This window comes from Stenotrophomonas sp. LC732 (genome assembly GCF_052446685.1).
Taxonomy (GTDB): domain Bacteria; phylum Pseudomonadota; class Gammaproteobacteria; order Xanthomonadales; family Xanthomonadaceae; genus Stenotrophomonas; species Stenotrophomonas muris.
This window is the reverse complement of sequence record NZ_CP199214.1, coordinates 2,596,439-2,621,570: the sequence shown is the minus strand read 5'-3', so window position 1 is coordinate 2,621,570 and position 25,132 is coordinate 2,596,439. Positions and strand designations below refer to the sequence as shown.

Annotated in this window: 25 protein-coding genes; 20 read left to right on the top strand and 5 right to left on the bottom strand. The window is 67.2% G+C overall.

Annotated features, from left to right (window positions below; genetic code table 11):
* Nucleotides 1–34: 34 nt before the first annotated feature.
* Nucleotides 35–691, bottom strand: coding sequence for a hypothetical protein (locus ACT6SE_RS12545; RefSeq protein ID WP_046431298.1), 657 nt, complete (start codon nucleotides 689–691; stop codon nucleotides 35–37).
* A gap of 258 nt (nucleotides 692–949) precedes the next feature.
* On the opposite strand from ACT6SE_RS12545, the gene ACT6SE_RS12540 reads away from it, so the two are divergent.
* Complete coding sequence (locus ACT6SE_RS12540; RefSeq protein ID WP_046431297.1) at nucleotides 950–1,456, top strand: GNAT family N-acetyltransferase; 507 nt, start codon at nucleotides 950–952, stop codon at nucleotides 1,454–1,456.
* 33 nt (nucleotides 1,457–1,489) lie between these two features.
* On the opposite strand, the gene ACT6SE_RS12535 is transcribed toward ACT6SE_RS12540, so the two are convergent.
* Together ACT6SE_RS12535 and ACT6SE_RS12530 are read right to left on the bottom strand one after the other, a co-directional pair.
* A complete protein-coding gene (locus ACT6SE_RS12535) occupies nucleotides 1,490–1,927 on the bottom strand; it encodes an acetyltransferase (protein ID WP_014647561.1) in 438 nt (145 codons plus the stop codon).
* Between the two features lie 68 nt (nucleotides 1,928–1,995).
* Entirely contained in the window at nucleotides 1,996–2,763 is a 768-nt protein-coding gene (locus ACT6SE_RS12530) for an NAD(P)H-dependent oxidoreductase (RefSeq protein ID WP_046431296.1), read from the bottom strand.
* A 78-nt stretch (nucleotides 2,764–2,841) separates the two neighbouring features.
* On the opposite strand from ACT6SE_RS12530, the gene ACT6SE_RS12525 reads away from it, so the two are divergent.
* From ACT6SE_RS12525 to ACT6SE_RS12505, 5 genes are all read left to right on the top strand, one after another.
* Nucleotides 2,842–3,201 (top strand): winged helix-turn-helix transcriptional regulator, encoded by a 360-nt coding sequence (locus ACT6SE_RS12525; RefSeq protein ID WP_032961582.1) that lies wholly within the window; start codon nucleotides 2,842–2,844, stop codon nucleotides 3,199–3,201.
* Nucleotides 3,202–3,276: 75 nt separating this feature from the next.
* Nucleotides 3,277–3,801, top strand: coding sequence for a tRNA adenosine(34) deaminase TadA (gene tadA, locus ACT6SE_RS12520; RefSeq protein WP_014647558.1), 525 nt, complete (start codon nucleotides 3,277–3,279; stop codon nucleotides 3,799–3,801).
* 75 nt (nucleotides 3,802–3,876) lie between these two features.
* Complete coding sequence (gene orn / locus ACT6SE_RS12515; RefSeq protein WP_014647557.1) at nucleotides 3,877–4,449, top strand: oligoribonuclease; 573 nt, start codon at nucleotides 3,877–3,879, stop codon at nucleotides 4,447–4,449.
* 170 nt (nucleotides 4,450–4,619) lie between these two features.
* Nucleotides 4,620–5,492, top strand: coding sequence for an EcsC family protein (locus ACT6SE_RS12510; protein WP_046431294.1), 873 nt, complete (start codon nucleotides 4,620–4,622; stop codon nucleotides 5,490–5,492).
* Between the two features lie 210 nt (nucleotides 5,493–5,702).
* Entirely contained in the window at nucleotides 5,703–6,818 is a 1,116-nt protein-coding gene (locus tag ACT6SE_RS12505) for an alkene reductase (RefSeq protein ID WP_014647555.1), read from the top strand.
* Nucleotides 6,819–6,890: 72 nt separating this feature from the next.
* Here ACT6SE_RS12505 and ACT6SE_RS12500 read toward each other — a convergent pair whose 3' ends face one another.
* Together ACT6SE_RS12500 and ppsA are read right to left on the bottom strand one after the other, a co-directional pair.
* Nucleotides 6,891–7,784: a mechanosensitive ion channel family protein gene (locus ACT6SE_RS12500; protein WP_049420856.1), complete on the bottom strand. Its 894-nt coding sequence runs from the start codon at nucleotides 7,782–7,784 to the stop codon at nucleotides 6,891–6,893.
* 148 nt (nucleotides 7,785–7,932) lie between these two features.
* Nucleotides 7,933–10,311 carry a phosphoenolpyruvate synthase gene (gene ppsA / locus ACT6SE_RS12495; protein WP_014647553.1) on the bottom strand — a complete coding sequence of 793 codons (2,379 nt, stop codon included), beginning with the start codon at nucleotides 10,309–10,311 and terminating at the stop codon, nucleotides 7,933–7,935.
* Between the two features lie 144 nt (nucleotides 10,312–10,455).
* Between ppsA and ppsR the strand changes: the two genes are divergently transcribed.
* The 14 genes from ppsR to ACT6SE_RS12425 all read left to right on the top strand — a co-directional run bounded on the left by ppsR (nucleotide 10,456) and on the right by ACT6SE_RS12425 (nucleotide 25,108).
* Nucleotides 10,456–11,277, top strand: a complete 822-nt coding sequence (gene ppsR / locus ACT6SE_RS12490; protein ID WP_014647552.1) for a posphoenolpyruvate synthetase regulatory kinase/phosphorylase PpsR — start codon at nucleotides 10,456–10,458, stop codon at nucleotides 11,275–11,277.
* Between the two features lie 178 nt (nucleotides 11,278–11,455).
* Nucleotides 11,456–11,965, top strand: a complete 510-nt coding sequence (locus ACT6SE_RS12485; protein ID WP_032956108.1) for a DUF1249 domain-containing protein — start codon at nucleotides 11,456–11,458, stop codon at nucleotides 11,963–11,965.
* A 41-nt stretch (nucleotides 11,966–12,006) separates the two neighbouring features.
* Complete coding sequence (locus ACT6SE_RS12480; protein ID WP_014647550.1) at nucleotides 12,007–12,495, top strand: NUDIX hydrolase; 489 nt, start codon at nucleotides 12,007–12,009, stop codon at nucleotides 12,493–12,495.
* Nucleotides 12,496–12,619: 124 nt separating this feature from the next.
* On the top strand, nucleotides 12,620–13,237 hold the full coding sequence (locus tag ACT6SE_RS12475) for a DUF2239 family protein (protein ID WP_046431289.1): 618 nt from the start codon (nucleotides 12,620–12,622) through the stop codon (nucleotides 13,235–13,237).
* Nucleotides 13,238–13,355: 118 nt separating this feature from the next.
* On the top strand, nucleotides 13,356–14,717 hold the full coding sequence (locus ACT6SE_RS12470) for an MATE family efflux transporter (RefSeq protein ID WP_046431286.1): 1,362 nt from the start codon (nucleotides 13,356–13,358) through the stop codon (nucleotides 14,715–14,717).
* Nucleotides 14,718–15,172: 455 nt separating this feature from the next.
* Complete coding sequence (locus ACT6SE_RS12465) at nucleotides 15,173–15,787, top strand: CDP-alcohol phosphatidyltransferase family protein (protein ID WP_014647547.1); 615 nt, start codon at nucleotides 15,173–15,175, stop codon at nucleotides 15,785–15,787.
* Between the two features lie 22 nt (nucleotides 15,788–15,809).
* Entirely contained in the window at nucleotides 15,810–16,889 is a 1,080-nt protein-coding gene (phaE, locus tag ACT6SE_RS12460) for a class III poly(R)-hydroxyalkanoic acid synthase subunit PhaE (protein WP_014647546.1), read from the top strand.
* Entirely contained in the window at nucleotides 16,886–17,953 is a 1,068-nt protein-coding gene (gene phaC, locus ACT6SE_RS12455) for a class III poly(R)-hydroxyalkanoic acid synthase subunit PhaC (RefSeq protein ID WP_046431281.1), read from the top strand. Before phaE ends, phaC begins: the two co-directional genes overlap by 4 nt.
* A gap of 33 nt (nucleotides 17,954–17,986) precedes the next feature.
* Nucleotides 17,987–18,355 (top strand): YfeK family protein, encoded by a 369-nt coding sequence (locus ACT6SE_RS12450; RefSeq protein WP_014647544.1) that lies wholly within the window; start codon nucleotides 17,987–17,989, stop codon nucleotides 18,353–18,355.
* 64 nt (nucleotides 18,356–18,419) lie between these two features.
* Nucleotides 18,420–18,623 (top strand): PspC domain-containing protein, encoded by a 204-nt coding sequence (locus ACT6SE_RS12445; protein ID WP_014647543.1) that lies wholly within the window; start codon nucleotides 18,420–18,422, stop codon nucleotides 18,621–18,623.
* Nucleotides 18,620–19,072 carry a hypothetical protein gene (locus ACT6SE_RS12440; RefSeq protein WP_046431279.1) on the top strand — a complete coding sequence of 151 codons (453 nt, stop codon included), beginning with the start codon at nucleotides 18,620–18,622 and terminating at the stop codon, nucleotides 19,070–19,072. The genes ACT6SE_RS12445 and ACT6SE_RS12440 overlap by 4 nt, the downstream gene beginning before the upstream one ends.
* Nucleotides 19,073–19,900: 828 nt before the next feature.
* The gene (locus tag ACT6SE_RS12435) at nucleotides 19,901–20,116 is read left to right on the top strand and encodes a hypothetical protein (RefSeq protein ID WP_005410085.1); all 216 of its coding nucleotides are present in this window, start codon (nucleotides 19,901–19,903) and stop codon (nucleotides 20,114–20,116) included.
* Nucleotides 20,117–20,323: 207 nt separating this feature from the next.
* Nucleotides 20,324–22,711, top strand: a complete 2,388-nt coding sequence (locus tag ACT6SE_RS12430; RefSeq protein ID WP_046431274.1) for a Tex family protein — start codon at nucleotides 20,324–20,326, stop codon at nucleotides 22,709–22,711.
* A gap of 207 nt (nucleotides 22,712–22,918) precedes the next feature.
* Nucleotides 22,919–25,108, top strand: a complete 2,190-nt coding sequence (locus ACT6SE_RS12425) for a PAS domain S-box protein (protein WP_014647539.1) — start codon at nucleotides 22,919–22,921, stop codon at nucleotides 25,106–25,108.
* The last annotated feature ends 24 nt before the right edge of the window (nucleotides 25,109–25,132 follow it).

Here is a 25,132-nt window from a genome sequence, read left to right as displayed (position 1 = left end):
CCTGGTGTGTAGGGGGAAATGTGGCACTGGCAGCTCATGGCGCGAGCGTCCGCACAGTGGTTGTGGTCGAGAACAGCGCGTCGCGCAGTTCCTCCTTGTAGGCCGACGGATCTTCTTTGCCGCTGGCAGGGAAGTTGGCAGCGAGCTCGGCGCGGGGATAAGCAGTCTTCGGATAGTAGAGAGTCAACGGCGATCCCGCGTCCATGCGCTTCTTGTCGATGAACGTCAGGAATCGCGTATCAGCTTCGCCGGTCGTGGCACGCAACATCGCGCCAACGCCGGTCAGCGTCCAGTGGCACGTACCGCGATCGTAATAGTCCTGGTCCTGCATGCGGTCGAGGTAGAACGTACCGCGGTATTCGTTCTCGCCCGTCCTGCGCAGTTCCACCGGTTCCTGGCTGGTGATGCGGCTGGCCGTGCCGGTGGACCAGATGACCCTCCCGCAGTCTCCGTAGTTGCTCACGTCATACTGGGCCACGCCCTCAACAACCGCGAACGGGCCTGGCGCGCCCTTCAGTGTCAGCACCAGCTCATAGGCCTGCTTCGGCGCCGGGTTGAGTTTGGCCAGGCCGCGTCCACCCGCGGCGACGTCGCGCTCTGCATCGGCGTAGGGCGAGCATGCCGCCAGCAGGACGAGGGCGAGCACTGCCAGCAGCGGCCGTCCCCTGTGTGCGAGGTGCGCTACACCCATGGCCCGATCCTGCATCGTGCGTCCATGTCCGTCTATCCTTCCTGGGTGGCAGGTTTCTCGATTATGGAGCGTGCCGGGAGCCCTGTGCCACCCTTGGAGACGGATTTTTGACGCTCCCGGGGCGCGCCGCCGGCAGATCGCTTGCCGCACAGGGCATCCGATCGTCGCGTTGGCTCTGACGCCGACGCAGGTTCGCAGCTGAATCCGTGACCGGAATCGATCATTCACATGTCCATCACTTCATCAAAGGTGTTGTCCTTGAACTGCACGATCCGCCCTGAAACCCGCGAAGACCACGCTGTCATCCATGCACTCACCGAGGCGGCCTTCCGCGAAGCCCCGCACAGCAGCCACACCGAGCAGTTCATTGTGGATGCGCTGCGTTCGCGTGGAGAGCTGAGTCTTTCGCTGGTCGCCGAGAAGGACGGGGAGGTCGTCGGACATGTTGCCTTGTCGCCGGTGACGATCAGCGATGGCAGCACCGGCTGGTTTGGCCTGGGGCCAATCTCGGTACTGCCCGGATGGCAGGGGCAGGGCATCGGTGCGGCGCTGATGCACGCGGCGCTCGGCGCATTGCGTGAGCAGGGGGCACAGGGCTGCGTATTGCTGGGAGAACCCGCGTATTACGGTCGATTCGGATTCCGCGCCGAGCCGGGCCTGGTGCTGCCGGGTGTGCCGCCAGAGTACTTCCAGGCGCTGTGCCTGCGGCCACCGATGGCGCAGGGAGAGGTGCAGTACTCGCCGGCATTCGAGGCCACGGCCTGATGATCGGGGCGGGCCTCGAACATCCGTCGAATGTCAGCCGTTGTACCGGAGATGGATCAGGGGATACGGGCGGCCCTGCGAATCCAGCGGTGAACGTCCGGTTTCGACGAAGCCCATGCGCTGGTAGAAGCCGACGGCCTGCGCGTTCTGTTCGTTGACGTCGGTACTCAGCTGCGGATGCAGGGCCAGCGCGTGCTGCAGCAACTGCCGGCCGATACCGGTGCCGCGTACGTCCGGATCGATGAACAGCGCTTCCATGTGCGTGCCGTCGATCAGCATGAAGCCAAGGGGGCGGTCCTGAGCGTCGACGGCCACGGTCATCGGAGCCTGCGGCAGGAAGCCGGCGACTTCGCCATCGATGGCCTGGCGGTCGTCGGCGCTGAGGAAGTTGTGGGTGGCGTCGACGGCGCGGCGCCAGAGGTCGACGAGGGCGGCGCCGTCGTCGGCGCGCGAGGGACGGAGGGTGGTCATGGGTTCACCAAGGTGCTTGCAAAGAGCGCGTAGTATGGCGCGTCCCGACCCAGCGCGCAGGCGTGGATTCATCCGGTGTTGCGATGGCGGATGAAGGGGCTGTAGGCAGTGGCCTCCGCGCGCAGCACCACGCCATCCTCGAAATCGCCGCTGTCGTTGAAGGGCACGGTGGGCCACCGCGGCCATTGCGCCAGGCGTTCGCGGTAGTAGTGGGTTGCTGCAGCCAATGCCTCGTCGTGTGCCTGCACGCGCTCCGCTGCCAGCCCGGAACGCACGCCATGCACCAGATGCGGCTCCAGCACGTCGAAGCCGACGTAGCGCAGGCTGTACATCAAGGGCCACAGCAACAACCGGGTATCTCCCTCGCGGCCGTCGACGGCGCAGGCCCGTGCCGATGAGCCGGTGGTGACGCTCAGCAACGCACGCTTGCCGCGCATCGCGCCGTGCTCGTGGCGCAGGCGGCTGTTGTACATCGGCCCGTAAACCAGCACGCGATCCAGCCAGCCCTTGAGGATTGCCGGCGGCGCGAACCACCACAGCGGGAACTGCAGGATGACCAGATCCGCGGCCTGCAGCAGCTGCAGATGGCGCTGCACATCGGCGGGCAGCCGACCCTGTTCGGCGCCGTGGCGTTGTTCGCGCTGGGCATCGAAACGGCCGGGCTGCAGGCGACTTGAATGATGGTGGGCCGCTTCCAGCGGATCGAAGCCCTCTGCATACAGGTCGACCACGTCCACCTGCAGCGCGTCATGCCGCAGCTGCTCCGCGGCCTGCGCGGCCAGGTGGGCGTTGAAGGAGCGGGGTTCGGGATGGGCAAGCAGGATCAGGGCGCGCATGGGGCGAGGTGTTCGAGGAGTGTGCGACCATCCTCGCGGCGCCGGTATGCCCCGGCAATTACGCACCTTGAGGTAACCATGGCCTATCCGGGCGATGTCTATGCCGCCGATTGCTCGGCACGCGATGCGCTGGCGCTGATCTCCGGCAAGTGGGTGATGCTGCTGTTGCCGGCGCTGGCGCAGGGCCCGCAACGCAATGGCGCGCTGCTGAGGAAGATCGAAGGGATCTCGCAGAAGGTGTTGACCCAGACCCTGCGGCAGCTGGAGCGCAACGGCCTGGTCGAGCGGTGTGAGCGAGGCAGCAAGCCACTGCATGTGGAATACCGGCTGACCGAGGTCGCACGTGGACTGGTTGACACGCTGTCCGCCCTGGACCGTTGGGCCGAGCACAATTTCCCGGCGCTGGACGCCGCCCGCGAGCGCTTCGACGCGCGTTAGCGGCGCCTGCACGGCCGCGGGCGTACAATGCGGCCCCGGCGGCCATCCTGGCCCTGCAGACACGCGAGAACCGCCATGACCGACGCCCTGGGTGTACCGGTGCACGACGCCGATGAACACTGGATGCGCCATGCGCTGGCGCTGGCCGAGCGTGCGCAGCGCGAGTACGACGAGATCCCCGTTGGTGCGGTACTGGTGGGCGCCGATGGCCAGCTGCTGGGCGAGGGCTGGAACCTCAACATCGCCTCGCACGATCCCAGTGCGCATGCCGAGATCGTGGCCATGCGGGCCGGTGGCACGCGGCTGGCCAATCATCGGCTGCTCGGCAGCACCCTGTACGTGACCCTGGAACCGTGCGCGATGTGCGCGATGGCCATCGTGCATGCACGCGTTGCCCGCCTGGTCTACGGCGCCAGCGACCCCAAGACCGGCGCCTGCGGCAGCGTGTTCGACCTGCTGGGCGATGCCCGCCACAACCACCGGGTGGAGATCCACGGTGGGGTGCTGGCCAAGGAGGCCAGCATGCGCCTGACCAACTATTTCCGTGCCAAGCGTGGCAAGCCGCCGCTGCTGCTGGAAGACCATGCCGGTGAGGCCTGAGGGGGCGAACCGGTATGATGGGCGCCTCTTTCCATCACCGGCAGGCCGCGCGCCTGCCCAGCAACGAGGCGACACATGGCGGACAACGGCGCGGCCAACGAGCGACTGATCTGGATCGACCTGGAAATGACCGGGTTGGATACCGACAACGATTCGATCATCGAGATCGCCACCGTGGTCACCGATGCCCAGCTCAACGTGCTGGCCGAAGGGCCGGAATTCGCCATCCACCACCCGCTGGAAACGCTGGAAGCGATGGACGAGTGGAATCGCAACCAGCACCGCCGCTCGGGCCTGTGGCAGCGCGTGGTGGACAGCACCACCACCCTGGGCCAGGCCGAGGCGCAGACGGTGAACTTCCTGGCGCAGTGGATCCCGGCCGGCCTGTCGCCGATGTGCGGCAACTCGATCTGCCAGGATCGCCGCTTCCTGCACCGCCAGATGCCGCGACTGGAGAAGTACTTTCACTACCGCAACCTGGACGTGTCCACGGTGAAGGAACTGGCCAAGCGCTGGGCGCCGAGCGTGGCCGCCGGCGTCGGCAAGAACAGCAACCACACCGCGCTGAGCGACGTGCACGATTCGATCGCTGAGCTGCGCCACTACCGCCAGTTCATGGGCGCGCTGTCGGGGCTGCCGGTTGCCTGAATAACGACGCCGGGCATGGCCCGGCGCTATCGGATGACACGCCAACGGGTAGTGCCGGCCGCTGGCCGGCAAGGCGCCGGGGTCGGATCCCTTTCCTGCGGAAAGGGCTCTGCCCCCTCTGTCGTACCCCGCGACGAACCGTTCAACTTCCTGGCGCTAAGATCGGCGCCATGAACGAGCCGATCCTGCTCCCCCGCGACATCGCCCATGACGCCCGCGACTGGTCCGACCTGCAGCGCGCGGTGGCCCTGCTGGAAGCGCCGACCCTGACCGCGCGCATGGCCAACCTGGTCGGCACGCCGCTGGAGTTCGCGGTGAAGGCGCTGCCCAGCTCGGTCTCCAACCGCATCCACGGTGCTGTGCAGGCGGCGCTGAGCAAATCGGCGCAGGCCGCGTTGTGGAGCATGGACAACAGCCCCGGCAAGGGGGCGTCCACCCGCTGGCACAAACTGGCGGCGGCCACCTCGGGCGCGGTCGGTGGGGCCTTCGGCTTCGCGGCCTTGTTCATCGAGCTGCCGGTGTCGACCACCATCATGATGCGTGCGGTGGCCGACGTGGCCCGCAGCGAGGGCTTCGACCTGTCCGAGTTCAGCACCCGCCAGGCGTGCCTGGAGGTGTTCGCGTTGGGCGGCAACTCGCCGCGCGATGATGCCAGCGAGACCGGCTACTACCTGGCCCGCGGCTTCACCACGGATGTGATGCGCCACCTGTCGGCCGAGCTGGCCGGGCGCGTGGTGACCGGCCGCGACCTGACCCTGGGCGTGGCGCCAAAGGAAGCTGGCAAGCTGCTGGCGAAGATGGTGGAGAAGGTGGCGGCGCGCTTCGGCGTGGTGGTTACCGAGAAATTCGCTGCGCAGGCGGTGCCGATCGTCGGTGCCGCCGCCGGTGCAACACTGAATACCATGTTCACCGACTACTACCAGGACATGGCGCGCGGCCACTTCATCGTGCGTCGGCTGGAGCTGAAGTACGGGGAAGACGTGGTGCGCGCCTGCTATGACCGCGTGGCGCATGGCGGCGTACTGATCGAGCCCACGCTGTAACCGGCTTCGGGGTCGGAGCCCTTTGCGTTGCAAAGGGATCCGACCCCGGTTGCGCGCGGGGTCGGATCCCGTTCCGCAGGAAGGGGCTCTGCCCCCCGGCCGGTCATCCTTGCCTTCGGGGAACAATTGTTTTGCCAGTACATGCCTGTTGCCTGGCAGCTGGCATCCCCATCCTTTGCGGCAGTCCCCCCCCCGCAAGAGATCGCCGCCATGTTGTTCACTCCCCACCGCCTGGGCGCCTTGACCCTGCCCAACCGCATCGTGATGCCGCCGATGACCCGCTCGCGTGCCGCCGACGGCAACGTCGCCACCGCGGACATGGCCGCCTACTACGCCCAACGTGCCAGTGCTGGCCTGATCGTCAGCGAAGGCACCCAGATCAGCCCGCAGGGCCAGGGCTATGCCTGGACCCCGGGCATCCACAGCCCGGAACAGGTGCAGGGCTGGCGCCGGGTGACCGATGCCGTGCATGCCGCTGGCGGCCGCATCTACGCCCAGCTGTGGCATGTGGGCCGGGTCTCGCACGTGGCCCTGCAGCCGGGTGGTGCCGCACCGGTGTCGTCGTCGGCGCTGCTGGCCGAAGGCGTGAAGGTGTTTGTCGACCCTGCAGGCGCTGGCCCGGAAGCGGGCGTGGGCGAGATGATCCAGCACTCGATGCCGCGCGCGCTGCGCGAAGACGAGATTCCGGGCATCGTCGCCGACTATGCACAGGCCACCCGCAATGCACTGGCCGCCGGCTTCGATGGCGTCGAGCTGCACGGGGCCAATGGCTACCTGATCAACCAGTTCATCGACTCGCAGGCCAACCGGCGCACCGACGGCTATGGCGGCGCGTTGCAGAACCGGCTGCGGTTCCTGCGCGAGGTCGTGCAGGCGGTGACGGCCGTAGCCGGTGGTGACCGCGTCGGTGTCCGTCTGGCGCCGCTGACGACGTTGCAGGGTGCGGTGGACGATACGCCACAGGCGACCTATCTGGCCGCGGCGCACCTGCTGGGTGAGCTGGGCGTGGGCTACCTGCACATCGCCGAAGCCGACTGGGACGATGCACCGTTGATGCCGGTGGCGTTCAAGCAGGCGCTGCGCATGGTCTACCCGGGCACGCTGATCTACGCCGGCAAGTACACCGCCGAACGCGCCGAGCAGGCACTGGCTGAAGGCTGGGCTGACCTGATCGGCTTCGGTCGCCCGTTCATCGCCAACCCGGACCTGCCGGAGCGACTGCGTACCGGTGCGGCGCTGAATCCGCCGGATCGTGCGACATTCTTTGGCGGTGGCGCGGCGGGCTTCACCGATTATCCGACGCTGGAAGAGAGCGTCGCGGCCTGATCCTGGCCGGCATTCCAATGTCGTATCGCCGATGGGTGGGTGCCGACCGTTGGTCGGCACTACCGGCATGGATCAGGGCTTGTCGCGCACCAGCGCGTCAGCCTCTATCACCCCGCCATCCTTTCCATGCAGGTACAGGTGCATGTCCTGCTGCGGGTACGGGATGTTGATGCCGGCCTTGTCATAGCCCAGCTTCAGCTGCTCCAGCAGCGTGACCTTGGTACCGAACCAGTCGGCCGACTTCACGTAGCAGCGGATGCCCAGGTTGATGGCGTGCGCGCCCAGCTCATACACCACCACGTCCGGTGCCGGTGTCTGCAGCACGCGTGGGTCGGCCTTCATCAACGCCAGCGCGGTATCGCGCGCCAGCTGGATGTTGTCTTCATAGCCGATGCCGATCACCAGTTCGACGCGGCGCGTCGGTTCGGCGGTGAGGTTGATGATCGGTGCAGCGGTGATCAGCGTGTTCGGAATGGTGGTGTGCTGGTTGTCGGCACCGGTGATGACGGTCTGGAAGATGCGCACTTCGCGCACCGTGCCGGTCTGTCCGGCCACGGTGACCACATCGCCCACACGGAACGGTCGCAGCGTCACCAGCATCACGCCCGAGGCGATGTTGGACAGCGAATCCTTCAATGCCAGGCCGACGGCCAGGCCAGCGGTACCGAGCACGGCCAGCAACGGGGTGATCTGCACGCCCAGCGTGCCGATCGCCAGCACCACCACGATCACAAGCGATGCGGCATACACCACGTTGCGCAGGAAGCTGCCCAGCATCGGGTCCACACCCATGCGAGCCGTAGCGCGCGGCATCGCGTTGGACAGGCGTCGTGCCACCCACAGGCCGACCAGCAGCACCACGATCGCGGCCAGCAACGGTACGCCGTAGGTTTCCAGCAGGCGCTCCCAGTCGAGCGAGTGGAACCAGGGCGTTGCGGCGGGGGCGGGTCGGGCGGCGGCGATCATGCGGGAGTTCCTTTGCTGCTGAGGGACAGGCGCGAGGTGCGCGTGGCGTGCACGGACGCCAGAAACAGCAAGCCCCGCAGAGGCGGGGCTTGCGTGCGGCAGCAGTATGTGCGGACGTCGATGAAAGCGACGTCAGCCCATTACGGCATCAGCCGTTGGCCTTCAGCTTGGCCAGGCGCAGCCAGGTATCGACCACGGTGTCCGGGTTCAGCGACACCGACTCGATGCCTTCCTGCATCAGCCATTCGGCCAGATCCGGGTGATCGGACGGGCCCTGGCCGCAGATGCCGACGTACTTGCCCTTGGCGCGTGCGGCCTTGATCGCCATCGACAGCAGCTTCTTCACTGCCGGGTTCCGTTCGTCGAACAGGTGCGCGACGATCGACGAGTCGCGGTCCAGGCCCAGGCTGAGCTGGGTCAGGTCGTTGGAGCCGATCGAGAAGCCGTCGAAGATCTCCAGGAACTCATCGGCGAGCAGTGCGTTGGACGGTACTTCGCACATCATGATGATCTTCAGGCCGTTCTCGCCCTGCTTCAGGCCGTTCTGTTCCAGCACCTCGACGACCTTGCGGCCTTCCTCCAGGGTGCGCACGAACGGAATCATGACCCACAGGTTGTCCAGGCCCATTTCGTTGCGCACGCGCAGCACGGCCTTGCACTCCAGCGCGAAGGCGGCCGAGAAGCTCGGGTCGACGTAACGGCTGGCGCCGCGGAAGCCGATCATCGGGTTTTCTTCGTGCGGCTCGTAGTTGCTGCCGCCGATCAGGTTGGCGTACTCGTTGGACTTGAAGTCCGACAGGCGCACGATCACCGGGTTCGGTGCAACCGAGGCGGTGAGCGTGGCGATGCCTTCGGCCAGGCGGTCCACGTAGAAGCTGACAGGATCACCGTAGCCGGCGATCTTCTCGTCGATCTTCTTCTTGGTCGCCGCATCCTGGCGGTCGTATTCCAGCAGCGCGTTCGGGTGGATGCCGATGTGGCTGGCGATGATCATTTCCAGGCGGGCCAGGCCGATGCCGGCGTTCGGCAGCTGGCCGAAGTCGAAGGCACGTTCCGGGTTGGCCACGTTCATCATGATCTTCAGCGGTGCCGGCGGCATGTTGCCCAGATCGGTGGTGGTGCGCTCGAAGCCGAGCTTTCCTTCGTAGATGAAGCCGGTATCGCCTTCAGCGCAGCTGACGGTGACCAGCTGGCCATCTTCGATCACCTTGGTGGCGTTGCCCGAACCGACCACGGCCGGCACGCCCAGCTCGCGCGCGATGATCGCGGCGTGGCAGGTACGGCCGCCACGGTTGGTGACGATGGCCGAAGCGCGCTTCATCACCGGTTCCCAATCGGGATCGGTCATGTCGGCGATCAGTACGTCGCCCGGCTGCACGCGGTTCATGTCGTCCAGCGTCTTCACCACGCGGGCCACGCCCGAGCCGATCTTGGCGCCGACGGCGCGGCCTTCGGCCAGCACGTTGCCGCCCTTCTCGGTCAGCGCGAAGCGCTCGATCTGGGTGGCGTGGCTGCGCGACTTCACCGTTTCCGGGCGCGCCTGCACGATGAACAGCTTGCCGCTGACACCGTCCTTGGCCCACTCGATGTCCATCGGGCGGCCGTAGTGCTTTTCGATGACCAGCGCCTGCTTGGACAGTTCCTGCACGTCCTCGTCGCTGATCGAGAAGGTGTTGCGCAGCTCGGCCGGGGTGTCCTCGATCCTGACGCGCTCACCCGGGACATCCGAGTACACCATGCGGATCGCCTTGCTGCCGAGCGAGCGGCGCAGGATCGCCGGCTTGCCGGCCTGCAGGGTGGGCTTGTAGACGTAGTACTCGTCGGGATTGACCGCGCCCTGCACGACCATTTCGCCCAGGCCGAACGAAGAGGTGACGAACACCACGTCGCGGAAGCCGGACTCGGTGTCCAGGGTGAACAGCACGCCGGACGAACCGACGCCCGAACGCACCATCAGCTGCACGCCGGCGGACAGGAACACGTCCTCATGCTTGAAGCCGTGGTGCACGCGGTAGGCGATGGCGCGGTCGTTGTACAGCGAGGCGAACACTTCCTTGACCTTGTGCACGACGTCGTCGGCACCGGTGACGTTGAGGAAGGTTTCCTGCTGGCCGGCGAAGGAGGCATCCGGCAGATCCTCGGCGGTGGCCGAGGAACGCACGGCCACGGCCACGTCGCCGCCGCCGTTGTCGGCGCTCAGCTTGGCGTAAGCGGTGCGGATGTCCTGGTCCAGCTGCGGCTGCAGCGGCGCATCGATCACCCAGCTGCGGATTTCCTTGCCGGCGGCGGTCAGCGCGTTGACGTCCTCGACGTCCAGCGTGGCCAGCCTGTCGAAGATGCGCTTGGACAGATCGTTGTGCGCAATGAAGTCCTTGAAGGCTTCAGCGGTGGTGGCATAACCGCCCGGCACCGAAACGCCCAGACCGGCCAGGTTGCCGATCATCTCGCCCAGCGACGAATTCTTGCCGCCTACGCGGGCCAGATCGGCCAGACGCAGTTCGTGCAACCACAGGATGTTCTCGTTCAAGCGCGATGCTCCGTTTGGCCATCGCCCGAGGCGGGCTGAGTGGCCGCGTCCGTAGGAAGAAGCCGATATGATGCCGGGCAGAGCACCGTCGGCACAAGCTTGTGCTGGCGGCCTTTTTAAGCTTCGTAGGGGGTAAAAGCGCGCATGTCGACCATCCGTCCGGTGTTCTACGTTTCCGATGGAACCGGTATCACCGCTGAAACCATTGGGCATAGCCTGCTGACCCAGTTCTCCGGGTTCAGCTTCATTACCGACCGCATGTCGTTTGTCGACGACCCCGAAAAAGCGCGTGAAGCCTGTGCCCGGATCCAGGCGGCAGGGGAGCGCTACCAGGTCCGGCCGATCGTGGTGAACTCCTGCGTGGACCAGAGCCTGAGCCTGATCCTGGCCGACAGCGGGGCGCTGATGCTGGATGTGTTCGCGCCGTTCATCGAGCCGCTGGAGCGTGAACTGGCCAGCCCGCGCCTGGCCCGGGTCGGCCAGGCCCACGGCATGGTCGATTTCGATACCTACCACCGTCGCATCAACGCGATGAACTTCGCCCTGACGCATGACGACGGCATCGCGGTGAACTACGACGATGCCGACGTGATCCTGGTGGCGGTGTCGCGCGCGGGCAAGACGCCGACCTGCATCTACCTGGCCCTGCATTACGGGGTACGCGCGGCCAACTACCCGCTGACCGACGAAGACCTGGAAAGCGATCGCCTGCCGCCGCGACTGCGCAATTACCGGCGCAAGCTGTTCGGCCTGACCATCGATCCGGACCGGCTGCAGCAGATCCGCCAGGAGCGCCGTCCGAACTCGCGCTACGCCAACCTGGAGACCTGCAAGCGCGAGGTGGCTGCGGCCGAGACCATGTTCCGCATGGAGCGGATCCCGACCCTGAGCACCACGCATACCTCGATCGAGGAGATTTCCAGCAAGGTGCTGGCCACGCTGGGGCTGCAGCGCGAGCTGTATTGAGCCTTTCCGGCGCGCCGCACTTCGCCCTGTAGAGCCGAGCCCACGCTCGGCTGGGCCGCCGGGTTCTTCCCGAACAGCAGCCGAGCATGGGCTCGGCTCTACACGGGGATCGTCGTTGTCGGGTTGGCTGTGGCTTGAGGCGCCCCCACGTTGAAGCACCAACGTGTAGGATCGACCCATGGCCCAAGCCTCGCCCCGCACCGAACGTATTCCCCGCCTGAGCCGGTTGAGCTGGCTCATGGGCCTGTACGCGGAGAACTACCGCCATCTGGTGCGCCTGTTCGAACCGGCCGGATTGGTGGCGGGCAGCTACATTTCCTCGATCGGCGACGGCCTGGACGTACGCCTGGACGTGATCGAGTGCCACCGCTACACGGTGGAACTGCGCCTGACCTACGACCTGGCCGACCCGGTCACCGGTGAGCCGGATCCCTCGGCGTATGTGCGCCTTTACCGTGACGCACGCCAGGCCGAGACCACCCATTGCTACGTCGGCCGCCGCTGGCAGGACACGATGGGCCTGTACCCGCCGCCGGCCGAGCTGATCAGCCACCGCATGCGGATGAACACCTTCCTCGGCAAGTGGCTGGAATACCTGGCTGAGCGCGGTCACGGCGTGGCCACCCTGCGCCGCGATCCCGATGGCGCAGGCACACCCGCCGAGCGCCGCCTGTCGCTGGTGCGCTGATCGGCCATAATCCACGGCTGACCTGCCGCTGGATGCCGCCCATGCCGTACACCCCGATCGTCGCCACCCTGGGCTACGTGCTGTCGCCTGATCGTCGCCAGGTGCTGATGATCCATCGCAACACCCGTCCGGGTGACCACCACCTGGGCAAGTACAACGGGCTGGGCGGCAAGATCGAAGCGGACGAGGACGTGGCAGCCAGCATGCGTCGCGAGATCGCCGAGGAAGCCGGCATCGACTGCACCGGCATGCGCCTGCGCGGCACCCTCAGCTGGCCGGGCTTCGGCAAGCACGGTGAAGACTGGCTGGGCTTCGTGTTCGTCATCGACACTTTCGAAGGCACCCCGCACGGCGGCAACCATGAAGGCACGCTGGAGTGGGTGGACCTGGACAAGCTGGACACGCTGCCGATGTGGGAGGGCGACCGCAACTTCCTGCCGCTGGTGTTCGACGCCGACCCGCGCCCGTTCCACGGCGTGATGCCGTACAAGGACGGCCGCATGGTCAGTTGGTCCTACAGCCGGCTGTGAGGTGACGAATCGGGTGGGTGCCAACCTTGGTTGGCACGCTCTTCTGGCAAATTAATACCCGGACAATATTGACTCGGTAAAATTACCCGGGCAATATTCACGCATCGCCTCTGATGCCATTGCCATGCCTGTGTCCCGACTTCCTCCCTTCAGCTGTTTCGACGGCCATCGCCTGGTCGCTTCCGGTACCCCGGAAGTGGCAGCGCTGGCGTTGAAACAGCTGCGTGCCGACAACGCAGCCGGTCCGCTGCTGGTGTTCGACAACGCCAGCGGGCGAACCCGCGATTTCGACACGCGCGGCAGCGACACAGAGCTGCTGGCGCGGGTGACCGAAGCGTTTCCCTCCGCCGTGGAGGCGGATGCCGACGTCACTACCGGAGAGGCACCCGCAACCCCGCGTGGCCGTGGCCGCCCCAGACTGGGCGTGGTCGCCCGCGAAGTGACGCTGCTGCCGCGGCATTGGGCGTGGTTGGCCGAACAGCCGGGTGGGGCCTCGGTGGTGCTGCGCAGGCTGGTGGAAGCGGCCAGCCGTGCCGGTGCCGACGAGGATCGGCAGCGCCGCCACATCGAGCGTACCTATCACTTCCTGCAGGCCATCGCCGGTGACCTGCCGGGCTTCGAGGAGGCCATTCGGGTGCTGTTCGCGCATGACCGCGTGGGCCTGGAAGCAGCGCTGCATTCCTGGCCCAGGGATGTGCGCGACCACGCCCTGCGGCTGGCGTTCGAAGACGCTGACGGCTGAGCCATCGCGCCGTTGCTGAGCGACGGCGTCATCTGATCGCGGGCCGCGGCCCGCTTCCCCTGTGCTTGCTTTGCTGGCGGAAACGCCGGGCAGGGCGGCGCCTTGCCCAGAGAATCCCATGAGCCCCCCTGTACATCCGACACCTCCGGCAGCACCCCCGCTGTGGCGCACCTACCTGACGCTGCTGCTGCCGATGCTGCTGACCAATGCGTTGCAGCTGGCCGCAGGCACGCTGGACAACATCTATCTCGGCCACCTGCTTGGCACACAGGCGGTGGCTGCGGCCGCGGCGTTCTTCCCGGTCTTTTTCCTGCTGCTGGCCCTGGTGATGGGCCTGGCCACGGGCGCGATGGTGCTGATCGGCCAGGCCTGGGGCGCGGGCCGCCCGCAACAGGCGCGCGCGGTGGCCGGCAGCGCGGTGGCGCTGATCCTGCTGTTGTCGGTGCTGGTGATGGCCCTGGGCGGCGGTTTCGCGCCACAGCTGCTGGCGGCACTGGGCACGCCGGCAGCGATCCTCGGCGAGTCCATCGTGTACGCGCGCGTGCTGTTGCTGGCGGCTCCGGTGTTCTTCCTGCTGTGGCTGGCCACTGCCGTGAGCCGCGCAGTGGGCGATGCAAAGACGCCGCTGCAGGCGCTGCTGCTGGCCACGGTGGTCGGCCTGCTGTGCACGCCGCTGCTGATCCTGGGCTGGACCGGCCTGCCGCGGCTGGGGTCGGCCAGTGCGGCTGTATCGGCGGCGTTTGCCTCATTGTTGGCCCTGGGCTGGTTGCTGTGGCGCTGGCATCGGGTAGGACATCCCCTGGCACCAGGGCACGAGCAGTTGCGTGCCATCCGTTTCGATGGCGCGCTCATCCGCGCGATGCTGCGCATCGGCGTACCGTCTTCGCTGCAGATGCTCAGCCTGGCCATTGCCGAGATCGTATTGCTGGGCTGGATCAACCGCTACGGCTACACGGCCACGGCGGCCTACGGTGCGGTCAACCAGTTGATGAGCTGGGTGCAGCTGCCGGCCATGTCACTGGGCATTACCGCCACCATCCTTGCGGCGCATGCGATGGGCGCGGGGCGTACGGCACGGCTGCCCGGCATCGCCCGCACCGGCGTGCTGCTTGGACTGGCGATGCTGAGTGCAGTGGTGCTGCTGGTGATGGCGCTTGCGCCCTGGCTGACCGGCCTGATCCTGGTGGCTGCCGAAGCGCGTGAACTGGCCACGCTGCAGTTGCGCACGGTGGCATGGGGCGTGCTGGCGATGGGCGGCAGCACCGTGCTGGTAGGGGTGATGCGCGGCAGTGGCACGGTATGGCGGCCAGCGCTGCTGGGCATGGCGGCGGTATTGCTGCTGGAGCTGCCGCTGGCGATGTGGATGCAGGCGCAGCACGGGCTGGCCGGCGTGTGGTGGGCGTGGCCGCTGGGGTTGCTGGCGATGCTGGTGATGCAGGTGTTCTGTTTCGAGCGCTGGCGGCGGGTGCACGCTGGGTAGTGCCGGCCGCTGGCCGGCAACGCGGAACGGTCGGGGCAGCCGGCCAGCGGCCGGCTCTACCACTTCAGGGCCGCTGCGCCAGCGGCAGGTGGAAGCATCCGGCATCATCGCCGCCCGTCACCAGGAATCGGACGCGGCGGCGGCGGGCCCGCCGGTGACCATAGCGCCGACTCTGCGGCTTGGGAAGTAGGGAAACCCCGCGGAAGAGTGATGAGGAAATGTCCACCGTCGCAGTCGGTGAGATCTGGTTGTCCACAGGGGGTGTGGATTACGCGTGGGCAACTTTGTGGATAAGCCCCGACAGGCGCCACCCCCCTAGGCTGTCAAGATGGGTGGCGAAAAATTCACCGCCGGTGACGACGGGTGAGGGGGCGGTGAAGGATCGGCCGCGCCAGCGCTGTCGCCAGCGGCGGCGCTCGCGGTAACCTGTGGGCCTTGATGCTCCGTGAGACCCCATGAAACGTCACTTCTCGATGCTGCGCGAATTCCAGCTGGCCGACTGGTTCACCCTGGCCAATGCTTTCTGCGGCACCGGTGCGGTCTTTGCCGCGATGCGCTTCCTGCAGGACGGCGAGCGCGGCTATCTGCTGTTCGGCATGGCGCTGATCCCGCTGGCCTTCATCTTCGACGCCCTCGACGGGCGCATCGCGCGCTGGCGCAAGTCCAGCTCCACCCTGGGCCGCGAGCTGGACTCGCTGTCCGACGTGATCTCCTTCGGCGTGGCGCCGGCGGCGCTGGCCTATGCCTGCGGCATGCAGGGCGGATGGGACTGGCTGGTGCTGAGCTACTTCGTCTGCTGCGGCGTTAGCCGCTTGGCACGCTACAACGTCACTGCCGAGGCGCTCGCCGGCGACGAGGGCAAGGTCACGTATTTCGAGGGCACCCCGATCCCGACCAGCCTGGTGCTGGTGATCGTACTGGCGATTGCCGCCGGCACCGATGCCATCGGCCAGAACATCTGGTTCGGCCAGTGGCAGATCGGCCCGTGGCAGCTGCACCCGATGGTGCTGTTGTTCGCCCTGTCCGGGTCGCTGATGATCAGCAAGACCCTGCGTATTCCCAAGCCATGAGCCAGCCCTGCGGAGGCCTGCGATGACCAGCTCGGCCCACGACACCGGCAGCAGCGATTTCGAAACCCTGGCCCGGCAGTATTTCGGCGCCTGGGGCGATGCCCTGCGCCATGCGAGCACGCCCGGCGCACCCGCCGGTGACGATCCCGGCAGTTGGCAGCGGTTGTTCGACTGGTGGGGCCAGCTGTTGCCCGAGCAGGCGCAGGGCGCGCCGGAAGATGCCGTGCGCCGGTTCCGCGAACAGGCGGGCAGCTGGTACGGCACCATGCAGGAGGTCGCCGCACGGTTTGCGGGCCGCGACGCCAGCAGTGCCGATGTGGCCCAGGCCTGGCGCGAGGCGGTGCAGGGGCAGGGCGACGGCATGCTCCAGTGGATGCTGCAGGGCGCCCGTGGCAGCACGCACGCCGGCGCCGCGATACCCGAATTCGCCGCCTGGCTGCAGCAGTTCCAGCTGCAGGCGGGCCCGTGGCTGCAGAGCCCGGCATTCGGCCCCGGCCGCGAGCACCAGGCGCGCTGGCAGGCCCTGCTGCGTGCGCAGGAGGAATACCAGCAGCATTCGCGCGCCTATGTCGATCAGATCAAGCAGGCACTGGACGAAGCCTTTGCGCTGTTCGAGCAGCGCCTGGCCGAGCACGAACAGCCCGGCAGCCAGCTGACCAGCGCCCGCGCGATGTTCGACCTGTGGATCGAAGTTGCCGAGGAGGCCTACGCCAAGGTCGCCATGTCCGAACCGTTCCAGCAGGTGTACGCCTCGCTGGGCAACGCGCAGATGCGCCTGCGCGCCGGCCTGCAGCGGGAGGTGGAACAGATGAGTGAACGGATCGGCCTGCCGACCCGCAGCGAGATGGATGCCGCACACCGCCGCATCGCCGAGCTGGAGCGCAGCCTGCGCCGCCTGCAGGCGCAGGTGGCTGTGCTGGCCGGAACCGCTGAGGTCGATCCGGTGGCGCAGCCGGCGCCGGCGAAGGTGAAGCCAACTGCGCGCAAGGCCGCGAAGAAGGCCGCGCCGGCAAAGAAGGCGCCTGCGAAGAAGACATCTGCAAAGAAGACATCTGCGAAGAAGGCCGCACCTCGCGCTTCCGCTCGGGCGCGTGACCGATGAAGGGACCATTGGGCTTCAACGCCGATGACCTGATGCAGGAGAGCCTGGCCATGCAGCGCAAGCTGATGGAAGGGCTGAAGCTGCTGCCGCAGGTGGAAGACGTGGACTATGGCGTGACCGCGCGCGAGGAAGTCTGGCGCGACGGCAAGGTGGTGCTGTATCGCTTCGTCGGTGAGCAGGCGCCGACCCGGCGCACGCCGCTGCTGATCGTCTACGCGCTGGTCAACCGGCCGTACATGGTCGACCTGCAGGCCGACCGTTCGCTGGTGCAGAAGCTGCTGGCGCTGGGCCAGGACGTGTACGTGCTGGACTGGGGCTACCCGGACCGGTCCGAACGCTTCCAGACCCTGGAGGACTACCTGCTGCGCTACATCGACGGAGCGGTCGATGCGCTGCGCGTGCGCAGTGGTGGCCCGGTCGACCTGCTCGGCATCTGCCAGGGCGGCGTGTTCGCGCTGTGCTACGCAGCGTTGCGCCAACAGAAGCTGGGCAAGCTGATCACCATGGTCACCCCGGTCGATTTCCAGACCGCCGACAACATGCTCTCGCACTGGGCGCGGCAGGTGGACGTGGACCTGCTGGTCGATACGCTGGGCAACATCCCGGCCGACCTGATGAACGCCAGCTACCTGATGCTCAAGCCGTTCCGCCTGAACGTGCAGAAGTACGTCGGCCTGCTCGACATCCTCGATGACAAGGCGGCGCTGGAGGACTTCCTGCGCATGGAGAAGTGGATCTTCGATTCGCCGGACCTGGCGGGCGAGGCGTTCCGCGATTTCATCAAGCAGTTCTACCAGGCCAATGGCCTGATGAAGGGCACGGTAAGGATCGGCGAGGAAGCAGTGGACCTGTCGCAGGTGACGCTGCCGGTGCTGAACATCTACGCCGAGCAGGATCATCTGGTGCCGCCGGACGCCTCGCGCGCGATGCGCGGGCGCCTGGGCACGGACGACTACACCGAGTCCAGCTTCCGCGGTGGCCATATCGGCATCTACGTGTCCGGGCGCGCGCAGCGCGAAGTGCCGGCCACGATCGATGGTTGGCTGAAGGCGCGCGACCTGTAGAGTCGAGCCCTGCTCGACTGACTTGGAGGGATGATGACGTACCGGGTTTTGTTGATTCTTGCGGTACTGCTGGCAGCGCCCCTTGCCCAGGCCGCACCCAGTGCGGATGCACGGCGGGAGATCGCCCAGTTGATCGCCAGCCTGGACGGCTCCCAGTGCCGGTTCCAGCGCAATGGCAGCTGGTACGACGGCGGCGATGCGCGCGCGCATCTGCAGCGCAAGTACGACTATCTGCTGAAGAAGGACATGGTGGACAGCGCCGAGCAGTTCATCGAGCGCGCCGCCAGCCAGAGCAGCATGAGCGGCAAACCCTATCGCATCCAGTGCCCGGGGCAGCCTGAACAGACCGCAGCCACCTGGTTCGGTGCGCGCCTGCAGGCGCTGCGTCACCGCACGCCGTAGACATGGGCAGGGTGTAGAGTCGAGCCACGCTCGACTGCCCTGTCCGTTGCCCGGAGCCGCCGCCATGAACACCACGCCCAAGACACTGTCGCGTTCATTGAACGACCGCATGATCGCCGGCGTGATGGGTGGCATTGCCCATCGCTTCGGCTGGAATGCCACCCTTCTGCGGGTGGTCTACGTGCTGCTGTCGCTGGCCTCGGCGGCCTTCCCCGGCATCCTGGTCTACCTGATCCTGTGGCTGCTGATGCCGAACGAGGCCGATTGAACACCGCCTCCCGGCCTTGGCCGATCTGGCTGCGCGCGCTGCAGGTGCTGGGCGCGGTGTGGACCCTGCCCAACACCCTGATCGGCCTGATGGGTGGGCTGGCCGGCATGCTCGGCGGCGCGACATTGCGCTGGAGCCGGCGTGACTGCGCGCTGGTGTTCGACCGCTGGCCGTGGGGGCCGGGTGGGGCGATCACCTTGGGCAATGTGATCCTGCACACGGGCCACGATCTTGGCATTTCCTGCCGGACCTACGCGCATCAGGCGGGGTGGGGCGTGGAGCCGCTGATCCGGCTGGACGACCATGAGCGTGCGCATGTCTACCAGTACATGGTGCTGGGGCCGCTGTACCTGCCGGTGTACCTGCTGTGTGGCGGGGTGAGTGCGCGCAATCCGTTCGAGCGGGCGGCCGATCATTTCGCCCGGTTCGGGCAAGGCTGGTGGCCGTAGTTTCCAGCCAACGGCACAGCCCCTCGTGGCTTGGTCGCGGAATGCCTGCTTCCTGGGGGCTGGCCGGGTGGGTGGGGCCAGCGCGGACGCCGTGACCTCATTCATGGGGGCTTGGCCGCGGCTTGCACGTGTGCGCTGTCCTGCGCACACGGCAAGACCGGGGTTGGGCGTCCTGCCCAACCCGTCGGGCGCATGCGCCCGACCCATGCCGCGGATACCCCGCCACCCCCACCCACCCGGCCGCTGACAGATTCCGTGCGCGTCCAGCCACGGAAGAGATAAAGAACAGCAAAAGCGGGTCGCGCGCTGCGCTTGCTTGTGTAGAGCCGAGCCTGCGCTCGGCTTCGCGGACTGGCCGGAAAGCAGCCGAGCGTGGGCTCGGCTCTACAAAAAGCGGCCAACCAAGCTGTTTTTGCTTTTGATCTTCTTTTTTCTTTTCCGTGGCTGGACGTGCCCGAAAACTGTCGGGGTCGGTCGGGGTGGGTGCGCGGGACCGTTGGCGCCATGGATGGCGCCATCGAGCCCCCAGGGACGGGTTCACGGGGTGTCCCGCGCACTCACCTCGCCCCGGCCCAATCACATGAAACGCGTTACACGACCACCCACGAGGGGCTGCGCCGTTGGCGGGAATCCCCCACGGATTCGTTAGCCGGAAGTTAAGGATCCGTAAGCATTCTGCTGCGATCCCGCAGTCATCTGCATGCAACCGATCGTCATTAGCCTTCGTGACGTTCCAGTCAGGTTCGACGCGGTAAGCTCTCCCCCGATGAGCTCGCAGCATCGCTCATCGAGTGCAGTACGCAGTAGCAATTTGGAGGAATACATCACATGGCAATCGTTCTTTATGTCGGTGGTAGCAAGGATGGCGAGAAGGGCGTGGTGCCCTACGGCTTCAGCAAATCCCGCGCCGACACCGCGCTGGGGCCGGAGTTCTACACGGAGCGGTTCATGGAACTGCAGGGTGTCGGCAAGGTCCGCCTGATGGCCCTGGAAGGCATGCGTGACGAGATCGTCATGCAGCGCGCCGCCCGCCACTACCGCTGACCTACGCAACACGCGGCAGGGCGCGCCCACCATCGCGCGCCCGCGCCGGCATCCCAGCCCCGGGCCAGTCCGGGCCCGCTCTTTGCCAGGATGCCGGCGTCCACTCCGGCTACGCCGCTGTACCTCGTCCCCTGTCAATGCCTTGTCCGGCTGCGTCGTCGGTTGCCAGAATGGGGTCTTCCCGTAACGCGGCTCAGACCTGAAGCAATGCACGACGCCAAGAACGCCCAGAGCGCGCTCGCCCAGCAGATCGCCCAGACCATCGCCGACGAGATCGGTGCCCAGTCCGCCCAGGTACGCGCCGCCGTCGGCCTGCTCGACGAGGGCGCCAGCGTTCCGTTCATCGCGCGCTACCGCAAGGAAGTGACCGGTGGCCTGGACGACACCCAGCTGCGCAACCTGGAAACCCGGCTGACCTACCTGCGCGAGCTGGAGGACCGCCGTGCGGCGGTGCTGGCCAGCATCGGCGAGCAGGGCAAGCTCAGCGACGAGCTGCGCAATGACATCCTGGCCGCCGATACCAAGAGCCGGCTGGAAGACCTGTACCTGCCTTACAAGCCCAAGCGACGTACCCGCGCCCAGATCGCCCGCGAGGCCGGTCTGGAGCCGCTGGCCGATGGCCTGCTGGCCGATCCGACGCAGGACCCGCAGACGTTCGCGGCCACCTTCGTCGATACCGACAAGGGGGTGGCCGACACCAAGGCCGCGCTGGAAGGCGCCCGCGCGATCCTGATGGAGCGCTGGGGCGAAGATGCCGCGTTGGTTGGCGAGCTGCGCACCTGGCTGGGCGAGACCGGCGTGATCCGTGCCCGCGTGGCCGAGGGCAAGGAAACCGAAGGCGCCAAGTACCGCGACTATTTCGAACATGCCGAATCTCTGGCGAAGATTCCCTCGCACCGCTTGCTCGCACTGTTCCGTGCGCGCCGCGAAGAGATCCTGTTCCTGGAACTGGACCCGGGCAGCGATGCCGAAGCGGGCCACCAGTACGCCGAGGGTCGGGTGGCACGCAAGGCCGGCATCGCCGACCGGGGGCGTGCCGCCGACCGCTGGCTGCTGGATGCCTGCCGCCTGACCTGGCGCGCCAAGCTGCACACCCATCTTCTGCTGGACCTGTTCAACCAGGCCCGCGAAAAGGCCGAAGCCGAAGCCATCGCGGTGTTCGGCGACAACCTGAAGGACCTGCTGCTGGCCGCACCGGCCGGCCCGAAGACTGTGCTGGGCCTGGACCCTGGCATCCGTACTGGCTGCAAAATTGCCGTGGTCGATGCCACCGGCAAGCTGGTCGCCACCGACACCATCTACCCGCACGAACCGCGCCGCCAGTGGGAGCAGTCGGTGCAGACGATCAAGCAGCTGTGCGCCAAGCACAACGTGGAGCTGATCGCGATCGGCAACGGCACCGCCAGCCGTGAAACCGACAAGCTGGCCGGCGAAGCGATCAAGGCTGCCGCCAACCCGAAGCTGCAGAAGGTCGTGGTCAGCGAGGCGGGCGCCTCGGTGTACTCGGCCTCCGAGTTCGCGGCCAAGGAGTTCCCGGGGCTGGACGTGTCGCTGCGTGGCGCGGTATCGATCGCTCGTCGCCTGCAGGACCCGCTGGCCGAACTGGTCAAGATCGAACCCAAGGCGATCGGTGTCGGCCAGTACCAGCACGACGTGGACCAGTACCGCCTGGCGCGGGCGCTGGACGCGCGCGTGGAGGACTGCGTGAACGCGGTCGGCGTGTATGTCAACACCGCCTCGGCCGCGCTGCTGTCCCGGGTGTCCGGCCTGTCGGCCACGGTGGCCGAGAACATCGTGCGCCATCGCGACGACAACGGCCCGTTCAAGCGCCGCAAGGACCTGCTGAAGGTCGCGCGCCTGGGCGAGAAGACCTTCGAGCAGTGCGCCGGCTTCCTGCGCATCGCCGATGGCGACCAGCCGCTGGACGCCTCGGCGGTACACCCCGAAGCCTATCCGGTGGTTGAGCGCATCGTGGCCAGCACCGCGCGCCCGATCAAGGCGCTGATCGGTGACGGCAGCTTCCTGCGTGGCCTGAAGGCAGAACAGTTCACCGACGACACCTTTGGCGTCCCGACCGTGCGCGACATCCTGAAGGAACTGGAAAAGCCGGGCCGCGACCCGCGCCCGGAGTTCAAGGCGGCGCGCTTCGCCGAGGGCGTCGAGGACATCAAGGACCTGCGCGAGGGCATGGTGCTGGAGGGCGTGGTCAGCAACGTGGCCGCCTTCGGGGCCTTTGTCGATATCGGCGTGCACCAGGACGGCCTGATCCACATCTCGGCGCTCGCCGATACCTTCGTGAAGGACCCGCGCGACGTGGTCAAGGCCGGTGACATCGTCAAGGTGAAGGTGCTGGAGGTGGACGTGGCGCGCAAGCGCATCGCCCTGACCCGGCGCCTGGACGATACCCCGGGCCAGGCCTCCAGCCGCCCGGGCCAGCGCGATGAGCGGGGCCAGGGCCAAGGGCCGCGCCGTGACGCTGGCGGCCAGAACCGTGGACCGAACCGCGGCCAGGGCGCTGGCGGCCGTCCGGCCCAGTCTGCGCCGCCGGCCAACAATGCCCTGGCCGAGGCCTTTGCCCGGGCCAAGCGCAGCTGAGGATCGTGCCCCCCGTCACGGTTGATCCGGGGTGGGGGACTTGTCGGTTTTCCCCGTGATTGCGCACACTTGCGCCTGAGGGGGGCGTTTGGCCTCCCCGCTGTCGCTGGGGAGGACCATGACGCCAGCACGACCCGCCGTCTTCGTTGCAGGCCGCAGCGCTCCGCTGCGGTCGGCGCCTGCCCGTGCCGGCAGGGGACCGGAGTGATGCCGGGCCAGGGCACCCACGGCAATGGACTGCTGGAGCGCCGCCTGCAGGCGTTGGCGGAAGAGCGTCGCCGGCTGGCGATGATCATCGACGGTACCGCTGCGGGTACCTGGGAATGGAACGTGCAGACCGGCGAGATGCGGGTCAATGCGCGCTGGGCCGAGATTGTCGGTTATCGCCTGGATGAGCTGGAACCGATCTGCCAGAAGACGTTCCTGAAGCTGGTCCATCCCGATGACATTGCGCTGTCCGATGCAGCGCTGGACGACCATTTCGAAGGGCGCAGCGACAACTACGCCTGCCTGCTGCGCATGCGCCACAGGAACGGCCAGTGGATCTGGATCCAGGACCGTGGCCGGGTCTTTGAATGGGACGGGCAGGGCAAGCCGCTGTGGATGGCCGGTGCCCATGCCGATGTCACCGAACTGCAGCAGGCAAGGCAGGACGCGGCCGAGACCCGGCAGCGCCTGCAGGCCGTGGTCGATGCGTCCGATGAGGTGGCGGTGATCGCCACCGATACCGATGGCACCATCACCCTGTTCAACACGGGGGCGGAGCGCCTGCTGGGCTACAGCGCGGCGGAGGTGGTCGGCCAGCGCCGGCTCGACGCCTTCCACGATCCAGCCGAACTGAAAGCGTGGTTGCAGCCGCTGGCCGATGCTGATGGCAATCTTCCCGGCGTGTTCGAGGCGCTGAGCGCGCGTGCCGACGGGCAGACCTACTCGCGGCAGTGGACGCTGCTGCGCAAGGATGGCCAGTCACGCCAGGTACGCCTGTCGATCAGCCGCATGGAGAGTGCCGATGGAACGCGCATCGGCTACGTCGGCATGGCCATCGACATTACCGAGATCCTGCAGGCACGCGCCGAAGCACGACTTTCGGCAGAGAAGTTCGCTGGCGCGTTCACCTCCGCCGCACTGGGCATGGCACTGGTGTCGCTGGAAGGACGCTGGCTGGATGTCAACGACGCGCTGTGCCGGATACTGGGCTACCCGCGAGAAGAGCTGCTGCAGGTCGATTTCCAGCGCCTGACCCATCCCGATGACCTGCAGACCGACCTGGCCCTGGTACAGGACCTGTTGGCCGGGCGACGCAGCCACTATCACCTGGAAAAGCGCTACCTCGACCGCGACGGCCGCATCATCTGGGCGCGGCTGTCGGTGTCGCTGGTGCGCAACGAGCATGGCGAACCGCTGCATTTCGTGTCGCAGATCCAGGACATCACCGCCCAGCGCAGCAGCGAGCAGCGCCTGTTCGAGAGTGAACAACGCAGCCGAATCACGCTGGATGCGGTGGCCGACCTGGTGCTCAGCGTCAGCCTTGATGGCCGCATCGACTACGCCAACGCGGCTGCGGTGCGCACCCTGGCCGGTGATGGCGCATTGTCGCTGGCCGGGCACAAGGTGCAGGACGTGCTGGCGCTGACCACCGAGTACGCGCCCGGCTCGGTACTGGATGTGACGGTGCTGCTGGACCCGGAGAGCAACGCGGTGGACCTGCACGCCGACCTGCTGCTGCGCCTGGGCACGGCAACGGTGCCGGTGGACCTGACCCGCGCCTGGCTGCGCGATGACGAAGGCCACGTGCGCGGCGCGGTGTGGGTGCTGCGCGACGACACCCAGCAGCGGGCACGCCAGCGCGAAGCCCGCCACCTGGCCGAGATCGATCCGCTCACCGAACTGAGCAACCGCCGCGGTTTCGAGGTGCACCTGCAGCAGGCGATCACCCGCGTGGAGCGCACCGGCCAGGCCGCCTCGCTGATGTACATCGATCTGGACCGCTTCAAGCCGGTCAACGACACCTGGGGCCATCTGGCCGGCGATGCCGTGCTGTGGGCGGTGGCCAGCGTGCTGCGCCATGGCGTGCGCGATTCGGACGTGGTGGCACGGTTGGGCGGCGACGAATTCGCGGTCATCCTGTCCGGTTGCACGCCGCGGCGTGCGGCCCGCATCGGGGGCGAGCTGCTGCACACCCTGGCCGCGCTGTCCATTCCGTGGGACCAGGACCGGCTGCGGATCGGTGCCAGCATCGGTATCGCGCCGCTGGCCGGCGGCATGAGCGTGGACCAGGCGGTGGCTGCGGCCGATGCCCAGTGCTACCGGGCCAAGGCGATGGGGCGCAACAACGTGCAGGTGCAGGGCGAGTTGTCCCAGCTTCCGGGTGACGATCCCGACGCCGCGGAGGACTGATCTCAGCCTGTGAGAGGACGCGCG

Excerpts from the sequence above, each read along its gene's own strand:
- ACT6SE_RS12545 (WP_046431298.1), bottom strand. The coding sequence starts at position 691 with ATGGGTGTAGCGCACCTCGCACACAGGGGACGGCCGCTGCTGGCAGTG.
- ACT6SE_RS12535 (WP_014647561.1), bottom strand. The coding sequence starts at position 1,927 with ATGACCACCCTCCGTCCCTCGCGCGCCGACGACGGCGCCGCCCTCGTC.
- ACT6SE_RS12530 (WP_046431296.1), bottom strand. The coding sequence starts at position 2,763 with ATGCGCGCCCTGATCCTGCTTGCCCATCCCGAACCCCGCTCCTTCAAC.
- ACT6SE_RS12525 (WP_032961582.1), top strand. The coding sequence starts at position 2,842 with ATGGCCTATCCGGGCGATGTCTATGCCGCCGATTGCTCGGCACGCGAT.
- tadA (WP_014647558.1), top strand. The coding sequence starts at position 3,277 with ATGACCGACGCCCTGGGTGTACCGGTGCACGACGCCGATGAACACTGG.
- orn (WP_014647557.1), top strand. The coding sequence starts at position 3,877 with ATGGCGGACAACGGCGCGGCCAACGAGCGACTGATCTGGATCGACCTG.
- ACT6SE_RS12510 (WP_046431294.1), top strand. The coding sequence starts at position 4,620 with ATGAACGAGCCGATCCTGCTCCCCCGCGACATCGCCCATGACGCCCGC.
- ACT6SE_RS12505 (WP_014647555.1), top strand. The coding sequence starts at position 5,703 with ATGTTGTTCACTCCCCACCGCCTGGGCGCCTTGACCCTGCCCAACCGC.
- ACT6SE_RS12500 (WP_049420856.1), bottom strand. The coding sequence starts at position 7,784 with ATGATCGCCGCCGCCCGACCCGCCCCCGCCGCAACGCCCTGGTTCCAC.
- ppsR (WP_014647552.1), top strand. The coding sequence starts at position 10,456 with ATGTCGACCATCCGTCCGGTGTTCTACGTTTCCGATGGAACCGGTATC.
- ACT6SE_RS12485 (WP_032956108.1), top strand. The coding sequence starts at position 11,456 with ATGGCCCAAGCCTCGCCCCGCACCGAACGTATTCCCCGCCTGAGCCGG.
- ACT6SE_RS12480 (WP_014647550.1), top strand. The coding sequence starts at position 12,007 with ATGCCGTACACCCCGATCGTCGCCACCCTGGGCTACGTGCTGTCGCCT.
- ACT6SE_RS12475 (WP_046431289.1), top strand. The coding sequence starts at position 12,620 with ATGCCTGTGTCCCGACTTCCTCCCTTCAGCTGTTTCGACGGCCATCGC.
- ACT6SE_RS12470 (WP_046431286.1), top strand. The coding sequence starts at position 13,356 with ATGAGCCCCCCTGTACATCCGACACCTCCGGCAGCACCCCCGCTGTGG.
- ACT6SE_RS12465 (WP_014647547.1), top strand. The coding sequence starts at position 15,173 with ATGAAACGTCACTTCTCGATGCTGCGCGAATTCCAGCTGGCCGACTGG.
- phaE (WP_014647546.1), top strand. The coding sequence starts at position 15,810 with ATGACCAGCTCGGCCCACGACACCGGCAGCAGCGATTTCGAAACCCTG.
- phaC (WP_046431281.1), top strand. The coding sequence starts at position 16,886 with ATGAAGGGACCATTGGGCTTCAACGCCGATGACCTGATGCAGGAGAGC.
- ACT6SE_RS12450 (WP_014647544.1), top strand. The coding sequence starts at position 17,987 with ATGACGTACCGGGTTTTGTTGATTCTTGCGGTACTGCTGGCAGCGCCC.
- ACT6SE_RS12445 (WP_014647543.1), top strand. The coding sequence starts at position 18,420 with ATGAACACCACGCCCAAGACACTGTCGCGTTCATTGAACGACCGCATG.
- ACT6SE_RS12435 (WP_005410085.1), top strand. The coding sequence starts at position 19,901 with ATGGCAATCGTTCTTTATGTCGGTGGTAGCAAGGATGGCGAGAAGGGC.
- ACT6SE_RS12430 (WP_046431274.1), top strand. The coding sequence starts at position 20,324 with ATGCACGACGCCAAGAACGCCCAGAGCGCGCTCGCCCAGCAGATCGCC.
- ACT6SE_RS12425 (WP_014647539.1), top strand. The coding sequence starts at position 22,919 with ATGCCGGGCCAGGGCACCCACGGCAATGGACTGCTGGAGCGCCGCCTG.